Origin of the sequence: Streptococcus sp. Marseille-P7376 (assembly GCF_902460385.1) — a bacterium.
Classification (GTDB): Bacteria; Bacillota; Bacilli; order Lactobacillales; family Streptococcaceae; genus Streptococcus; species Streptococcus sinensis.
In genome coordinates, this window is sequence record NZ_CABPTS010000001.1 from 281225 (window position 1) to 297022 (window position 15798).

The following is a 15798-nucleotide window of genomic DNA, read 5'->3' on the forward strand; positions in this document are numbered from 1 at the left end:
ATTATTATAAGCATGATAACGCAAACACCTGCTTTTTTCAACTATTTTGCTTATCAATTTTGCTGGACTTTCAGAAGTTTTCTGTTGCAATTTTCAGTAAAGCAAGGTCAAAAAGATAATCCTTATCATAGAGCCCAGACTTAATCTGATAATCGGTTTCAATTAAGCAGGCCAGAGTTCTTTTCAAAAAGCTGAGGCTAAGCCCACGCGCATCTTTGAGTGCATACTTGACTTGAAAGGGATTAATCTTACGACCTAGATAGTCTGATAAATCCGACACGATTTGGCTCTCAGTTCGGCCATTCTCCGCCAAAATCTTAACCTGAGTAAACATCCGAAACTGTCCTAGCATGATGGCAATCAGCTTGATCTCATCCTCGCCCTGCAGGGTCAAATCCCGAACCAGAGTCCGCGCCGCATCAATTTGTTTCTGTAAAATCAACTGGGTCAAATCAAAGATATTATCCTGTAAGGTTTTAGGAATGGCTTCAGCAATGTCTTCTAGACTGACTTGCCCAGATTTCTTATAGGACTTCAGAAAAGCCAAGTTTTTACTGATTTCGCTGAAATGAAAGCCTGATTTGATGAGCAAGTGGTCAAAAGCCTTCGGAGCAAACTCCAACCCCTCCTGCTGCCCCTGTTTGGCAAAATACTGGCGTAAATCTGCTTCCTTGATTTCAGCTGCTTCAAAGATCTGTCCGTCTCGCTTGAGCATCTTAACTAGTCGGCGCTTGCTGTCCAGTTTCCCTTCTGCAAAAATCACCAATCTAGTTGTGCTGCTTGGATTTTCCAAATACTGCTCAAAGGACTTAAGCTCATCATCTGATAAATAGCGCTTTTTTGCCGTCGTCAGATCCGCAAAATGATCTAGAATAATAATCTTTTCATCCGCAAAAAAAGGTAGGCTGACTAAATCTAGCTCTACATCTTGATAAGCTGCCTCTTTCATATCAAAAAGCGTGACATTCAAATCTGCTGGATTATATTGAATCTTCTTCAGAAACTCATCTTTTAACAGCTCAAATTGCCCCAAGTCATCTCCTGTCAAAATCGTTAAGGATGGAAGATTTTCGGGAGTGATTTTCTTAATTTTTTCAATTGCTAACACAGTGCACTCCCTTTTCATTTTTACTTGATTCTTTCTCATGTTTAAATTGTAACAAAAAACAGCAGGAAAGTCTGCTGGTTTTCACGATTCGACAAATAAAACTAGAGTTTGCTGCAGGAAAGTTCACGAACAACATTTATTCTTTCTCCAAAAGCAATCCCTTTAATCTAAAAATTGTCAGAGTAATGCTGTTGATACATTTTTACGGATATTTCATCTCCAAGCTAAAGTAGTCCAGTGGACTGTTTTAGCATTCCGCCTCCACATCAAGAGTTTTTTCTATAACAAATCAAGGCTAGGATAATCATATCCCAGCCTCCTTTGATTTTTTTATTAGTTTTCTGATGTTTCCTCAGTTCCATTTTCATTTAAAACAGGCTCTTGCTGTTCTTGGAATGGGGATACAAATGATTGGTCCGGTGCAGGTTCAACCGCTGGCTGAACTTCCTGTTCAACTGGCTGGCCAAATGGTTGATTTTGAATTGGCTGTTGTGGTTGATCAAACTGTTGATTTTCAACTGGTGCTTGCGGCTGACCAAATGGTTGACTTTGGAATCCCGGCTGACCAAACTGCTGGTTTTGAACCGGTTGTTGTGGTTGACCAAACTGTTGATTCTGAACTGGCGCTTGTGGCTGACCAAATTGCTGGCCTTGGAATCCTGACTGACCAAACTGCTGGTTTTGAACCGGTTGTTGCGGTTGACCAAACTGTTGATTCTGAACTGGTGCTTGTGGCTGACCAAATTGCTGACCTTGGAATCCTGACTGACCAAACTGCTGGTTTTGCGGTTGACCAAATTGCTGGCCTTGGAATCCTTGCTGACCAACCTGTTGTCCGTAAGGATTTCCAGTCACTTGTTGAACTGGCTTGCTGGATTGGCAAAGCAATACAATCAGAGCAATACCACATGGAAGAGAAACCAAAGCAGCTAAAATATTCAAAACTGGAATGACAGAAGCTATTGATGGCCCTACTCCCAAAAAAATAAATGCCCAGTGGAAACCAGCGTCGCGAAGACGACGAACTGTGATAGCGAGATGAGGAACGATCGTTGCAAGTCCATAGATGGCAAGCAAGAACATTATGAACGTAGCTAAACCAGCGCCAGCCATAGCTCCAGATAAATCGGGTTCATAATCGTACAATCCCGCATAATAAATTTCACTAAAAAGTGGAATAAGGAAACCGAAAAAGGCAATCAACGAAAATGGTAAGGTAATCAAAAAATTACATAGGACAACCCACCAGTAATCCGAACGGCTTGAACGGCCGCTAAAATCAGCATATTGAACCCAGAACTTTTTATATGCAGCAAACATAACATTCTCCTTTATAATTTTTATAACGTATATAATAGCACAGTTACATAAATAAATCAATACAACGGTCAACTTTGTCGCCCAAACGAATGAGACACTGTTCATGAAAGCTTCATTGAAAAAGTGTCTATCAAGTGGTTTATTCTGCAAATTAGAATTTTTCACATCTCTTCAGCAGCGGCTATGCGATGCAAAATTATTCTCGCTAATTCTTTTACTCTACTAAAATTTTCTTTACTAAGGATAATCAATACATAGCTGTCACTGCCCATATCTATTGCTGCTAAAATATGATCTTCCCATAAAGAATTAATCACTTTGCTCCATCTCGGAATATCTTCATTCCCGTCGAGTATGTCTTCATTTATTTCAAGCTTCAAACCTAAACTCAATGTTTTTACTGCGTGAACAAAAATATCCTTTCTACCTTTCCAGTCTAATTCAACCGCCTTTCCCAGTCTTAACAGTTCTTCATAAAGTTCTTCCCATGCAATTTCGATATCTTCCATATTTTCTGGCTTTACTCTCTTAAGAAAGCTCTGAGCATACTTAGAATCTCCTATCAGCAGTTCTGATAGTTCAGTGAAAGAAGCCTTAATCTTCTCATTGTCATTTCCCAAAACTTCTGTATATGTTTTTTCGTCCGGAAGAGCTGATCTTTTCACGAAAGTTCTCATGATCTGCACTGCATCGCCATAGCTTAAGTCAAAAATAGCATATTTTTTACCATTGATTTCCATATATAAATTCAGAACTTCTTCGCTTTTACCGACGACTGCCTTCATGGATGTACAGCCATTTATAGCATGTGGGGGATATATCTCGGTATACATAATATATCCATCCTGCATAGCCTTTAGCGAATTATCAATTCCCACAATGTGAAAACCGCTACTATCATATATAGGGTTTTTCATATGCCATTCTTCGTATGTATTAAAGATTATTTTCTGAATCCAATTATAAATATTCACAATACTGTCTCTAAATTCTAATTTTATTCTCCAAACTTATTTGATATTATACCATATTTTAGCTTCTATCACTCAAATTCAGATACAGCTCAATATTTTTAATCTTCAAATTTTACATCAAAAATGACTCAAACCTAACCCTATACAGTTACAACCTTTCCATTTTTAAATGTAAAGCTGACTGGCTTCTCGTTATTGACGACTCTTTTCTCGTTTATTGTATTCCACAAGAATCTAGAATAACTCACAATCCCACAACCTACTAAAATAACAGAAAACAATCGATATCACTTTAATAAGTTAACATTCTTGTTTTCTAACGTACCGTCTCAATCTGCCAAGAATCCCAGCCACTGAAGCGAATGGCTCCCTGCTCATCTGTCCGGAAAATCTGTGTCTGAATGTTCTCAAATCTGTCCAAAGTTTCCTGATGAGGATGCTTGTAGCGGTTATTCCTCCCTGCGGAGATGAGAGCTAGTTTGGGCTGGATTTGCTCTAAAAATTCTGGGCTAGAGGAGCCTTTGGAACCGTGGTGTCCTGCTTTTAAGACATCCACCTTGAGTTGCGGAAAACGTCGCATCAAGGTAGCTTCGCCATTCTCCTCTAAGTCTCCTGTAAACAAAAAGCTGGTTCCAAAAAACTTCCCGTACAAAACGACAGAGTCATCATTGCTACCGTCGCCCGTATCCTCAGGATAGAGAACCTGCAAAGCTCCATCAAAAATCGGAAGCCTATCTCCTACTTCTACTGCATGGACTCTTGTCTGCATCCGACCTAGTTTCTCCACGAAATCTGGCTGGGTCAAACTCCCCTTAGACACGTAAACTTCCTTTATAGAAAAATGCTTGGCCACTTCCAGCATATCGCCCATGTGATCCGTATCGGTGTGGGTCAAAACCAAAACATCCAAGTGACTAAGTCCCCGACTTTTCAGATAGGGAATCAAGGTCTTTTCTGCATTTGTCGAAGAAATCCGCTTCTGCCAAGCTTCTTTCTTGCCAATCTCCACTCGCCCACCTACATCAATCAGAATAGATTTCCCCTGCCAATCGCGCAAGAAAATGCTATCTCCCTGACCAATATCGATGACAGTGATCTCATTTTGCAAGGGATGCTTTGTGACGAAAAATAGCAGAGCAAGAGCCAAACTGAGAAGGATCAAAACTTTCTTCTGTCTGCGAAAATCATAGAGCAAGCCAAGAGTGATCAGCAGCCCCAGCATCATCCAGATAGATGGCTGACCAAAAACCACTGGCCGTGAAGAAATAGACGCCGTCCAGCGAATCAGCCCTTCCAGCAGTTCAAACAAGGCATTGACCTGGGTAATTTTCAAAAGAGGTGATAGGGCAAAAATAAAAGTCAGGGCTGGAAGCATAAAAAGATCAAAAACGACTGAGAATAGAAAAGTCAGCAGAATAGACCACGGCTGAAATTCGGAAAAATAGAAAATCAGAATCGGCAAAATCCCCAGTGAAATAGTCAGACTTTCTGCCAGCACCTTTCTCATGGAAGGTAAATGCTCAAAGTCCATGACAGAGATGACAAAAGCATAGGCACAGGAAAGAATGCCACCCGTCGTCAAGAGAAAATTGGGCATAAAAATGGCTAGAAGCATGATTGTCAAAGCAAAGTTGTCCAACTTAGTCACACCAAACTGCGAGAGCAGCTTTTGCACTAAACTCCTCACGACCGACACTGAAAAACCAGTCAAACCGGCATAGATAAAGGAAAAGGGTAGCTGAAGCCAATCGACAGTTTCCCTTTTCAAGCCACATTTCAGGAGAATACGACGAAAACCATCCATGAAATAGCCGACCTGCATGCCAGATAGGGCAAAGAGATGGATAATCCCCAGACTGGAATAAAGTTCATTCATCTCAGCGAAATCTGTGTCCAAATCACCAAACAAGAGTCCAGTCATATAATGACTCATGGGACTAGGGAAGTTTTCTTTGATATAAACCAAGGCTTTTCTCCGCCAGACCGACAGCCAATCCCAAGGATTAAGACTGTTAAAATGCTGACTGGACTTGATTTGATTGATCTTCAAAATCCTGTAAATCCCCTGCGTTTTCAGATAAGCCCGATAGTCAAAACCTGAAAAATTACGCTGGTCTTCTGCTAAACTAAGCTCTCCATCAATATCCAAAAGCAGTTGATCGCTCAGCTTTTGAAAAGCTTGTTTTTCCTGTTCTGACTGGATTTTATAAAAAGCCTGATAAGTTCGACCATTGGAATGACCGCGAAAAGAAAGCGAGTCGCCATTGACTTTGATTGTATCTGGCTTCATCACAATGGCAGAGATGGTTTTCGGTTCATCTTGAAAGGCTTGATTAGCCATTTCTCTCCGAAATAGGAAAAATCCTGCAAAGAGACTCAAAAGCATCAAAACAAGCAGACTATTTCTAGTCGAATAAAGCCAGAAGAGCCGAACAAGGAGGACTGCTAAACCTAGATAAGCTGGCAGACTACTAGTGTAAATCGCAAAGTAGGTCAGCACCAGCAAAAGACAGAAATAGATAGGTTTGATGGGAAATTTATTTATCCACTGTGACATAGTCTTTTAACTTTTCTAAGGTTTTAGCACCGATTCCTGAGACATTTTTCAGTTCATCTACTGACTTAAATTGGCCATTGGCTTCCCGATAAGCAATGATGTCTTGCGCTTTCTTTTGACCGATTCCTGAAACTGTCTGAAGTTCAGCTTCGGTCGCCGTATTGAGATTGACCAAGCTAGACTTCCCTTTTGCCGTTTCTCCATTTCCAGCGGGCGTCTGACTAGCTTGTGTCACATCTGCCCCTTCCTCACCGACTCTAGCTACATAAACAACCGCCTCATCTGTTAATTTTTGAGCTTGGTTGATGGATTTTGACTCGGCATCTGGCAGTAGGCCATCTGCTTTTTGTAAGGCATCATGCACACGCGCTCCTGCCCGCAACTGATAAACTCCTGGATTTTTGACAGCTCCTTTGACATCAACGGTGACTTCTTCCTCAGATTCCTCTGAATCCATATCCTTTTCTGAGTCGATTTTTTCCTGATTCGCACTTCTTTTTTCTGTGTCGATTTCAGACGAAGCTGATGTGACCACTTCCTGAGCCAGTGCACTGACCTGATTCTGTGGCTGAGCGTTGCCCTTCAGCAAGAAAAAGCCAGCAAAGATAACCCCCAATAAGGAAAGTCCAACAAAAATCTTGTATTCCTTCAATTTTTCAATGATTTCTTCAAACATAATTTTTCTCCTTTATCTTTTTATTCGTAAAAAATTCAAAAAATAAAACAAGCCGTGAAAATTTTCAGCTTGTCATATTTTAAAATTCTTATTTTGCAAGTAGTCGTAGATAGAAAGGCCATTGATAAAAATAGGAGCTGTAAAATCAATTTGCTTTGCTTATCTTGTATATCCAAGTTTCTATCTTTTGAGCTCTGCTATGTAAAAAAGCCAAGTTTGCCAAAAGGAAAACCATTATAAACGCACTTAAAATCAGCAGCAGCGGCCAAGAAACTGACTGCTGACTTAGATAACGGACCAAGACTAAGATCAATATGGGAAATGTCGTCAAAGCCGTGAAGCCGCCCGGTACCAGGCGACGAAAGCGAAGTATTTGCATGATATGGCCCAGCAGATGAAGAGTATGACAGAAGCCAATAGCCAGAGCTAGCTCGGGAATGCGAAATAGAATCGCAAGCAGCAAGAGAATAAAAGCTAGCAAAAATTCCTCCGCAATCATCAGAGCAATGCTTTCAGCAGAAAGATAACTTCCTCTTCTGGCAATGAACATCTCCTTTTGATAGCCTTGATGGTCTTGATTCTGAGAAATCCAAGGCCGAACCAGGATAATCTCATCAAACTCGTGCAGCATAAACAGTGATAAGGTTACAAAAGATAAGAAAGTAAGAGACATGGCATCCTCCTTATAAAACATACCAACATTATAGCTCACTTGCATACAAAAATCAGCTCCCAAGCAAGATTGCTCAGCAAGCTGATTAGTATCTTATTTTCTATGCTTATCTGGATCCCAGACAAAGCTTGCAAGGAAACTAAAAATGAAGGTCAGAATACCAATCAAAGCGGCTGGAATAAAGGCCAGTGCTCGTAAAATCCGCCAAAAGATATTTGGTTTTTTGCCTGTCTGGTAAGGCGCCACTTCTGCATCCAAGCGGTCAAACTCCGCCTGAATCCGACGAGCCACTTCTTCCACTCCTTCATCGTTCATCTTTTTGATGTCAGAAATATCAATTGGATTGCCGAAGTTCATGTCCACGCGCTCTCCAGCTGCCAAGCCTTTGAGGCTCATGGGACCAGCGTAGACTACTGGCATGATACGGACCTTAGCCATCTTAGCAATCACTGCCACTCCTCCCTTGACATCCGTAGAATGGCGGCTGCCGCTTGGGAACATAATCAGAGAGCGATTGCTCTTTTTCAGCATATTAACAGGGTATTTGATAGCTGACGGGCCAGGATTTTCTCGGTCGATGGGAAAGGCGCCACACATACGGATCCACCAGCCGAACACCCGATTTTCAAAGAGTTCTTTCTTAGCCATAAAAACAAACTGCTTGGGCTTGGTCGCAAAAGCCATGTAAACTGGATCCCACCATGTCCGGTGAGGGGCCACCAAGATATAATTTTCATCTTGCGAAGGAATCTTCTCTTTATTATGGTAATGGGCATTGCCATTTAAAGCCCAGAGGATAAAAATCACCAAGCCTCGCAAATAAGTATAAAACATAAACTCTCCTTCTTACAAACTGTGATGGTACTTGAAATCAATTAGGTTCTCTTTCCCATTATACCTTATCGCTCCAGAGTCTGCAATATTTTTCCAAACTTTGCTTGTAGCAGCTGATTCTGATAGCTATTTCTATAAAAAAATGGTATCATTAATCTCATGAACAAGAAAGAATTAATTGGTTTAAACCAAACCCAAGTAGATGAAAAGATTTCGCAGGGCTTGACTAACGATTTTACAAGTGACACCAGTACTAGTAACTGGCAAATCGTTAAGCGGAATGTTTTCACCCTTTTTAATGCCCTTAACTTTGTGATCGCTCTAGCCTTGGTCTCTGTCCAAGCTTGGAGCAATCTGGTCTTTTTCGCCGTCATCAGCTTTAACGCCGTCACTGGTATTATCACGGAGCTGCGTGCCAAACACATGATTGACAAGCTCAATCTAGTCAGCCGAGAGCTGGTCACAGTCATCCGCGATGGTCAGGAAGCCAAGATTCAACCAGAAGAAATTGTGCTGGGCGACCTGATCAAGCTGTCAGCTGGCGAGCAGATTCCCAGTGATGCCCGTGTGGTAGACGGTGTTGCCGAAGCCAATGAAGCCATGCTGACAGGTGAGAGTGACTTGGTTCTCAAGGAAGAAGGTGCCGAGCTGCTGTCTGGTAGCTTTCTGGCCAGTGGACAGATCTATGCTGAAGTGCACCATGTCGGTGCTGACAACTATGCCAACAAGCTCATGACCGAGGCTAAAACCCTCAAACCTATCAACTCCCGAATTCTTTATAATCTTGGGAAAATTTCCCGCTTTACTGGAAAAATTATCATTCCTTTCGGACTGGCTCTCTTCTTTGAAGCCCTGATGATAAAGGGACTGCCTGTCAAAAACTCTGTCATTACCAGCTCAACAGCTCTTTTGGGTATGCTGCCTAAGGGAATCGCCCTGCTGACAGTCACGTCACTTCTGACAGCTGTCATCAAGCTAGGTATGCGTAAGGTTCTTGTTCAGGAAATGTATTCTGTCGAAACTCTGGCTCGGGTGGATACTCTCTGTCTAGACAAGACTGGGACAATTACCCAAGGTAAGATGACTGTTGAAGCTTTGCATAGTCTGTCAGATAAGTTTTCTGATGAGACAGTCGGTCAAATCTTAGCAGCCTACATCCAAACCAGCGAGGATAATAACCCAACAGCTCAAGCAATCCGCAAGGGCTACAGCCACCTGGAGCACACCTACACTAGCAGCAATGTCATCCCATTTTCTAGTGACCGAAAATGGGGCGCTATGCATTTATCAAGTGTCGGAACCATCTTTCTGGGAGCGCCCGAAATGCTGCTGGACAGCAATCCTGCAGCGGTTGGAGAGGCTCAAAAACGCGGATCACGGGTTTTGGTACTGGCTCACAGCGACCAAGTGCTAGACAAACATAGCATCCAACTGCCTGAAGACATGACTGCTCTGGCTGTTCTGGAAATCACTGACCCTATTCGTGAGGGAGCGGCTGAGACCTTAGACTACCTGCGCTCTCAAGATGTTGACTTGAAAATCATCTCTGGTGACAATCCAGTGACCGTTTCCCATATCGCTAGTCAGGCTGGATTTGCCAACTACGCCAGCTACATCGACTGCTCTAAAATCAGCGATCAAGAACTGGTTGAGCAAGCAGAAGAAACAGCCATCTTCGGCCGTGTTTCTCCCCATCAGAAAAAACTGCTCATCCAGACTCTTAAGGCCGCCGGTCGGACAACAGCCATGACGGGAGATGGGGTTAATGATATCTTGGCCTTGCGTGAAGCGGACTGCTCCATCGTCATGGCTGAGGGCGACCCAGCAACCCGGCAGATTGCCAACCTGGTCCTTCTTAACTCCGACTTTAACGATGTTCCTGAGATTCTTTTTGAAGGCCGCCGGGTCGTTAACAATATCGGCCGAATTGCTCCGATTTTCTTCATCAAGACCATTTATTCCTTCATCCTAGCTATCATCTGTATCGCCAGTATCCTGCTAGGCAAGGCGGAATATCTCTTGATTTTCCCATTCATCCCGATTCAAATTACCTTGATTGACCAGTTTGTCGAAGGCTTCCCACCCTTTGTCCTCACCTTTGAGCGCAATATCAAGCCGGTTGAAAAACACTTCCTCAAACGCTCCCTGCAGCTAGCTCTGCCAAGCTCCCTCATGATTATCTTCAGTGTACTATTTGTCCGTATCTGGGGCAGCAGCCATGGCTGGAGCGACATAGAAATGGCAACACTGACCTACTACTTGCTAGGTAGCATCAGCTTCCTGTCAGTCATCCGGGCCTGCTTGCCACTTAACCTCTGGCGCAGCCTGCTGATTATCTTCTCTGTCTTTGGCTTCTATCTATCAGCCTTTGTCCTGCAGCACCTTTTGGAAATTGCAACACTGACAGCCACAACTTTGCCAGTCTATCTGATTCTCATGGTCATTTTTGGAATTGTCTTCATCGTCTGCACTATCAAGCAGAAATACAGATTTGATTAGGGGCTAGCTACAAAAGAACTATCATTTAAGATCATGTAAACATGCGAGAACCATCGCATGTTTTTTTATTTGATTGTTCAAAAACTTCCCATATTCCTTTGGAATCCTTGCTAAATCATGCTATAATGTTGGTATGACAGAAGCAAAATTAAAAGACGGAGAAAGAGTTAATCAGCTCTTTTCCACTGATATTAAAATCATTCAAAATAGTGAGGTCTTCAGCTACTCGGTTGACAGCGTTCTGCTTTCTCGCTTTCCCAAACTTCCCAATCGGGGATTAATCGTCGATCTCTGTGCTGGAAATGGGGCAGTCGGCCTTTTTGCCAGTACTCGCACTAAGGCTCAAATTATAGCTGTAGAGATTCAGGAACGTTTGGCCGATATGGCCCAGCGTTCCATTGAACTAAATGATCTTGCTCAACAGATGCAGGTTATCCATGACGACTTGAAAAATCTAGGAACCCACATATCTGGCAGCAAGGTTGACATCATTCTCTGCAATCCTCCCTATTTCAAGGTAGATGAGCGCTCTAATCTCAATGGCAGCGAGCATTATCTTCTAGCTCGTCACGAAGTCGCTACCAACTTAGAAGAGATCTGTGCTATGGCCCAGCGGGTGCTCAAGTCTAACGGCCGTCTAGCTATGGTTCATCGGCCAGATCGCTTTTTAGATATTTTAGCAACCATGACAGCTCACAATTTAGCGCCAAAGCGCATTCAGTTTGTCTATCCAAAGCAGGGCAGGGAAGCCAATATGCTCTTAATTGAGGCTATCAAGGACGGATCGCAGGACGGATTGAAAGTCCTACCTCCCCTCTTTATTCATGAGCAGGATGGCAGCTATACACCAGAAATTCACGAGATTTACTATGGAAAATAAAGCCTATATGTATGTCCTAGAGTGCGGAGACGGATCCCTCTACACAGGATATACCACCGATGTAGACGCACGGCTCAAAAAACATCAGTCCGGCAAGGGAGCCAAGTACACCCGCTCCCGATTGCCTGTTACTCTACTTTATCAGGAAGAACATCCCGACAAATCAGCAGCCATGTCAGCTGAAGCCCTCTTCAAACAGAAAACTCGACAAAAAAAATTAGCTTATATTATTAACAAACAAGGAAAGCATAAATAATTATTTAGAATGTTATCTCTGTCTACAACAATTACAATATGTAGTATTTTAAACAACATTTTTGTAACTTGCTAACTACACTTTAGAATAGTATAAACAAGTGTATAACGACATAGATATTTATATAAACTTCCGCTATTATAGCTAAACACCCCCTTCCTTTACAGGCAGGGGTTTTCGCTTCTCAAAACTTAGGAAATACTATAGAAGAATAGTCTTAACAAAACCGAATCCATGTTCGAAATAAACAAACTAAAACATAAATACTCTTTTTTATTAAAAAACTTTCATATTATTTTGTTTATATTTTAAAAGTATAGTATAATAAAATAAAGATTAACAGAAAACATGAGAAGGAAAGGAGCAGGTCTATGAAGGAAAGTCGACATAGAATTATTCTGCAGGAACTTGATCAAACAGGAGTTGTTTCTGTCAAGAGTCTTAAAGAATTGCTGAATGTCACAGATATGACGATTCGACGCGATCTGATTGATTTGGAGAAACAAGGGTTACTGACTCGGGTCCATGGAGGTGCTCATAAAAAAGTTAAAGACGGGTTCAATGAAGTTCCCCACACGGATAAAATCATGCTGAACATTGAGGAAAAGCAGATAATCGCCCAGAAGTGTGCCGATTTAATCGCCGATGGAGATACGGTTTTTATTGGCTCCGGAACGACAACGGCTCTTATCGGGGACTATCTTGATGGGAAAAATGTTAATATCGTTACGAATTCTCTACCAATTTTTGATAAATTAAAAGATAATCCACATTTTGATATTATTTTAATTGGCGGGCGTTATCGTATGAAGACTCAAACTTTCGTCGGCCAATTTGCAGTTGAACTTTTAAAAGAAATTAAGGTTTCCAAAGCTTTTGTTGGGGTCAATGGCATTGATGGACATAACGTTACTACTGCTAATGAGGAAGAAGGAAGCGCAGATGCGATTATTTTAAACAATGCGATTGAAAGATACATTGTAGCCGACAATAGTAAATTTGATAGTTATTCTTTTTATACATTTTATCGTTTAGATCATATCAATGCGATTGTCACAGATGATAAAATTTCCCCGAAAGTTAAGAATAAATATCAGATCTACACAGAAATTTTGTAATCAAAGTCATTAATCTAAAGCTGAGACGATTTTCAAAATAGAAAGTCGTCTTTTTCTATTGCCCCAAATACAGTTAATGATTGACTTAACTATCAGATCAGCTATTGACGATATTTTCACTGTACTATGGGCTCAAACAATCTCTCGGCTTATTTTGATGTCTCCCTACTTATTTTTTAAACCTAGAATAATCCTAGCTAACGTCCAGCATCAGCCTAGAAACTGCATTTGAAAAAATGATTTCCTTTGGGTTTTAAAGCAATACGAGCTAGATAGACAGAACTTTGAAAAAAGAAAAAAGCCCATCAATTAAATGATGGACTTGATTAATCGTTAAGATTATTTTACAGAATCCTTAAGTGCTTTACCTGCTTTGAAAGCTGGAACTTTAGAAGCTGGGATGATGATTTCTTCTTTGGTTTGTGGGTTGCGACCTTTGCGTTCTGCACGTTCGCGAACTTCAAAGTTACCAAAGCCAATCAATTGAACTTTTTCACCAGCTGCAAGGAATTCAGTAACTGCTGCAAATACAGCGTCAACTGCTGCTGCTGAATCTTTCTTTGTCAATTCTGTAGCTTCTGCTACTTTTGCAATCAAATCTTGTTTGTTAGCCATTTAACAAATCCTCCAAATTTTTTATGGGCTTATCACCCTAACAAGTATTATCATATCTAAAAAATGCCCTTAGGTCAAGTCTTAAACAGTTTTTTTCCAAATTAATGTTGATTTATTCGTAGCGAACCAATATTGCCCAAGCATTTTCCCCCGTATGCGTCTGAATGATCGAGCCTGTTTCCAAAACAGAAATCGTTTTCTTCACATAAGGCTGTAAACTTGCTTTCATTTCATTGGCTAATTCAGGGCTCCCTGAGTAAGAAATACCAATTTCAGCTACCTCCTTAGTCCTCAAAACATCAATTAAATCATCCAGCCATTTTTTAAAAGTTTTAGCTCCTCGTCCCTTTACCATTGGTTGCAAGCCATGATTTTTCATCTGCATTACGACACGAATATTAAGGAGAGAACTAATTAAACCTGTAACGCGGCCAATTCGTCCTCCCTTGACAAGGTTTTCTAAGGTAGAAACACCTATGTAGAGTTCCGTTTTGTCCTTAATTTCTGCTATTTTTTGTAAAATTTCCTCTAAGCTTGCACCAGCTTGAGCCATTTTAGCAGCTGCAACGACCTGGAACTTCATAGCTTGGTCAGTAAAAGAACTATCAATAACAGTGACATCAGCATTGGCCAATGTCGCACCTTGCCGTGCAGCTTCAACCGTTCCTGAAAGGGCATGGGACATGTGGATAGAAATAATCCGAGCATCTTCTTCAGCAAGAGCCTCAAAAACTTCTGCAAAAACTCCAACGGGAGGTTGGCTGGTCTTTGGTAGATTTTTACTGGTTTGCATGAGACGCAGAAACTCCCCTTCTTTCAGGTTTGTATCTGAATAAACCACGCCATCGACCATCACGGTCAACGGAACAACTGTAATATCCAATTCTTTCACAAGCTCTGGTTCAATCGTAATCGATGAATCAGTTACAATTTTGATTTTTGCCATAATTCCTACTCTAATCTTTACTTTATCTTACTATTTATAAAACATTATACCAAATTTTTTAGCTTTGCGGGGAAATTATCATGGAAAAGATAGTGAAAACCGCTATTATAGCTACATTCTTGAAGAGTGCAATCAAAACTAATAGTCTCGATTCTATCGTCCAGCTGTCACTCTCCTGCTTCATATCACAATAAGAAGTCTTTTTAGCTATATAGTCTCTCCCTTTATCGTAGCAACGGAGATTTCTGAAAACCTTCCTTTTTTGCTTCATTATTATACTGAGCATCTTAGAATAAACTTCATGACCTTTTTAAAACATTTTATGGTACAATAAAAAGAGTTTATTTTTGAAAGAATTAATAGAGGAAAACTATGACTGAAATCTACGATATCACCATTGTTGGCGGCGGGCCAGTCGGCCTCTTTGCCGCCTTTTATGCTCACATGCGAAAAGCCAGCGTCAAAATCATTGATTCTCTGCCTCAGCTGGGCGGACAACCCGCTATTCTCTATCCAGAAAAGAGGATTCTGGATGTGCCAGGCTTTACCAATCTGACTGGCGAAGAGCTGACACAGCGTCTGATTGAACAACTGGAGACTTTCCAGACTGATATTTACCTCAATGAAACGGTGCTGGATATTATAAAAAAGGATTCTGGCTTTACAATTGAAACGTCCAAGGGCCAGCATGAAACTAGAACCATTATTATCGCTATGGGCGGCGGAGCCTTTAAGCCACGGCCACTAGAGTTAGGCGATGCCGAAGCTTACAGCAATCTCCACTATCATGTCTCAAACATCAGCCAGTATGCCGGCCAAAAGGTTGTTGTTCTGGGGGGCGGCGACTCGGCTGTTGACTGGGCTCTGGCATTTGAAAAAATCGCTGAAACTAGCTTGGTGCATCGCAGGGACAACTTCCGAGCTTTAGAGCATAGTGTGGAAGAGCTCAAAGCTTCCAGTGTTGAGATTAGAACCCCGTTTGTTCCTAGTCGATTGGTCGGTGAAAATGGCAAGATTACCCACTTGGAAATCAGTCAAGTCAAGGGAGACGAAAGTCAGCTCCTACCACTGGATCATCTCTTTGTTAACTACGGTTTTAAATCTTCTGTCGGCAATCTCAAAAATTGGGGCTTGGAACTCAATCGTCACAAGATTTTGGTCAACAGCAAGCAGGAAACTTCTATATCAGGTATCTATGCAGCTGGTGATTGCTGTTCCTATGAAGGAAAGATTGATTTAATTGCAACGGGTCTGGGCGAAGCTCCTACCGCTGTCAACAATGCCATTAATCATATCTATCCCGACCAAAAGGTCCAACCCAAACATTCTACAAGCTTATAAA

General features: G+C 41.5%; 14 protein-coding genes. 5 read left to right on the plus strand and 9 right to left on the minus strand.

All coding sequences use genetic code 11. From position 1 onward, the window contains the following. Positions 1-70: 70 nt before the first annotated feature. The 7 genes from holA to FZ952_RS01290 form a co-directional block, all read right to left on the minus strand. Positions 71-1108 carry a DNA polymerase III subunit delta gene (holA, locus tag FZ952_RS01260; protein WP_148880313.1) on the minus strand — a complete coding sequence of 346 codons (1038 nt, stop codon included), beginning with the start codon at positions 1106-1108 and terminating at the stop codon, positions 71-73. A gap of 333 nt (positions 1109-1441) precedes the next feature. Continuing rightward, complete coding sequence (locus FZ952_RS01265; protein ID WP_148880314.1) at positions 1442-2428, minus strand: DUF805 domain-containing protein; 987 nt, start codon at positions 2426-2428, stop codon at positions 1442-1444. Positions 2429-2589: 161 nt separating this feature from the next. Continuing rightward, the gene (locus FZ952_RS11695) at positions 2590-3402 is read right to left on the minus strand and encodes a DUF6630 family protein (protein ID WP_262366311.1); all 813 of its coding nucleotides are present in this window, start codon (positions 3400-3402) and stop codon (positions 2590-2592) included. 316 nt (positions 3403-3718) lie between these two features. Further along, entirely contained in the window at positions 3719-5959 is a 2241-nt protein-coding gene (locus FZ952_RS01275) for a DNA internalization-related competence protein ComEC/Rec2 (protein ID WP_148880315.1), read from the minus strand. Next, the gene (locus FZ952_RS01280; RefSeq protein WP_148880316.1) at positions 5940-6635 is read right to left on the minus strand and encodes a helix-hairpin-helix domain-containing protein; all 696 of its coding nucleotides are present in this window, start codon (positions 6633-6635) and stop codon (positions 5940-5942) included. The genes FZ952_RS01275 and FZ952_RS01280 overlap by 20 nt, the downstream gene beginning before the upstream one ends. Positions 6636-6780: 145 nt before the next feature. Beyond that, on the minus strand, positions 6781-7329 hold the full coding sequence (locus FZ952_RS01285) for an HXXEE domain-containing protein (RefSeq protein ID WP_187423840.1): 549 nt from the start codon (positions 7327-7329) through the stop codon (positions 6781-6783). A gap of 72 nt (positions 7330-7401) precedes the next feature. Then, the gene (locus tag FZ952_RS01290; RefSeq protein WP_148880317.1) at positions 7402-8142 is read right to left on the minus strand and encodes a lysophospholipid acyltransferase family protein; all 741 of its coding nucleotides are present in this window, start codon (positions 8140-8142) and stop codon (positions 7402-7404) included. A gap of 159 nt (positions 8143-8301) precedes the next feature. Here FZ952_RS01290 and FZ952_RS01295 point away from each other — a divergent pair, with 159 nt between their 5' ends. The 4 genes from FZ952_RS01295 to FZ952_RS01310 all read left to right on the plus strand — a co-directional run bounded on the left by FZ952_RS01295 (position 8302) and on the right by FZ952_RS01310 (position 12895). Further along, a complete protein-coding gene (locus tag FZ952_RS01295) occupies positions 8302-10641 on the plus strand; it encodes a cation-translocating P-type ATPase (protein WP_148880318.1) in 2340 nt (779 codons plus the stop codon). 133 nt (positions 10642-10774) lie between these two features. Then, a complete protein-coding gene (locus tag FZ952_RS01300; protein ID WP_148880319.1) occupies positions 10775-11521 on the plus strand; it encodes a tRNA1(Val) (adenine(37)-N6)-methyltransferase in 747 nt (248 codons plus the stop codon). Next, the gene (locus FZ952_RS01305) at positions 11511-11777 is read left to right on the plus strand and encodes a GIY-YIG nuclease family protein (RefSeq protein WP_148880320.1); all 267 of its coding nucleotides are present in this window, start codon (positions 11511-11513) and stop codon (positions 11775-11777) included. The genes FZ952_RS01300 and FZ952_RS01305 overlap by 11 nt, the downstream gene beginning before the upstream one ends. A 371-nt stretch (positions 11778-12148) precedes the next feature. Then, a complete protein-coding gene (locus FZ952_RS01310) occupies positions 12149-12895 on the plus strand; it encodes a DeoR/GlpR family DNA-binding transcription regulator (protein ID WP_148880321.1) in 747 nt (248 codons plus the stop codon). 339 nt (positions 12896-13234) lie between these two features. Here the strand turns inward: FZ952_RS01310 and FZ952_RS01315 are convergent, their stop codons facing one another. Both FZ952_RS01315 and FZ952_RS01320 read right to left on the minus strand, forming a co-directional pair. After that, positions 13235-13510: an HU family DNA-binding protein gene (locus FZ952_RS01315; RefSeq protein ID WP_148880322.1), complete on the minus strand. Its 276-nt coding sequence runs from the start codon at positions 13508-13510 to the stop codon at positions 13235-13237. Between the two features lie 112 nt (positions 13511-13622). Further along, complete coding sequence (locus FZ952_RS01320; protein ID WP_062198800.1) at positions 13623-14456, minus strand: DegV family protein; 834 nt, start codon at positions 14454-14456, stop codon at positions 13623-13625. 372 nt (positions 14457-14828) lie between these two features. Here FZ952_RS01320 and FZ952_RS01325 point away from each other — a divergent pair, with 372 nt between their 5' ends. Then, positions 14829-15797 carry an NAD(P)/FAD-dependent oxidoreductase gene (locus tag FZ952_RS01325; RefSeq protein WP_148880323.1) on the plus strand — a complete coding sequence of 323 codons (969 nt, stop codon included), beginning with the start codon at positions 14829-14831 and terminating at the stop codon, positions 15795-15797. The last annotated feature ends 1 nt before the right edge of the window (position 15798 follow it).

Coding starts and splice junctions, on each gene's coding strand:
- FZ952_RS01325 (WP_148880323.1), top strand. CDS start 14,829: ATGACTGAAATCTACGATATCACCATTGTTGGCGGCGGGCCAGTCGGC.
- FZ952_RS01295 (WP_148880318.1), top strand. CDS start 8,302: ATGAACAAGAAAGAATTAATTGGTTTAAACCAAACCCAAGTAGATGAA.
- FZ952_RS01290 (WP_148880317.1), bottom strand. CDS start 8,142: ATGTTTTATACTTATTTGCGAGGCTTGGTGATTTTTATCCTCTGGGCT.
- FZ952_RS01285 (WP_187423840.1), bottom strand. CDS start 7,329: ATGTTTTATAAGGAGGATGCCATGTCTCTTACTTTCTTATCTTTTGTA.
- FZ952_RS01280 (WP_148880316.1), bottom strand. CDS start 6,635: ATGTTTGAAGAAATCATTGAAAAATTGAAGGAATACAAGATTTTTGTT.
- FZ952_RS01305 (WP_148880320.1), top strand. CDS start 11,511: ATGGAAAATAAAGCCTATATGTATGTCCTAGAGTGCGGAGACGGATCC.
- FZ952_RS01265 (WP_148880314.1), bottom strand. CDS start 2,428: ATGTTTGCTGCATATAAAAAGTTCTGGGTTCAATATGCTGATTTTAGC.
- FZ952_RS01300 (WP_148880319.1), top strand. CDS start 10,775: ATGACAGAAGCAAAATTAAAAGACGGAGAAAGAGTTAATCAGCTCTTT.
- FZ952_RS01275 (WP_148880315.1), bottom strand. CDS start 5,959: ATGTCACAGTGGATAAATAAATTTCCCATCAAACCTATCTATTTCTGT.
- FZ952_RS01320 (WP_062198800.1), bottom strand. CDS start 14,456: ATGGCAAAAATCAAAATTGTAACTGATTCATCGATTACGATTGAACCA.
- FZ952_RS01310 (WP_148880321.1), top strand. CDS start 12,149: ATGAAGGAAAGTCGACATAGAATTATTCTGCAGGAACTTGATCAAACA.
- FZ952_RS01315 (WP_148880322.1), bottom strand. CDS start 13,510: ATGGCTAACAAACAAGATTTGATTGCAAAAGTAGCAGAAGCTACAGAA.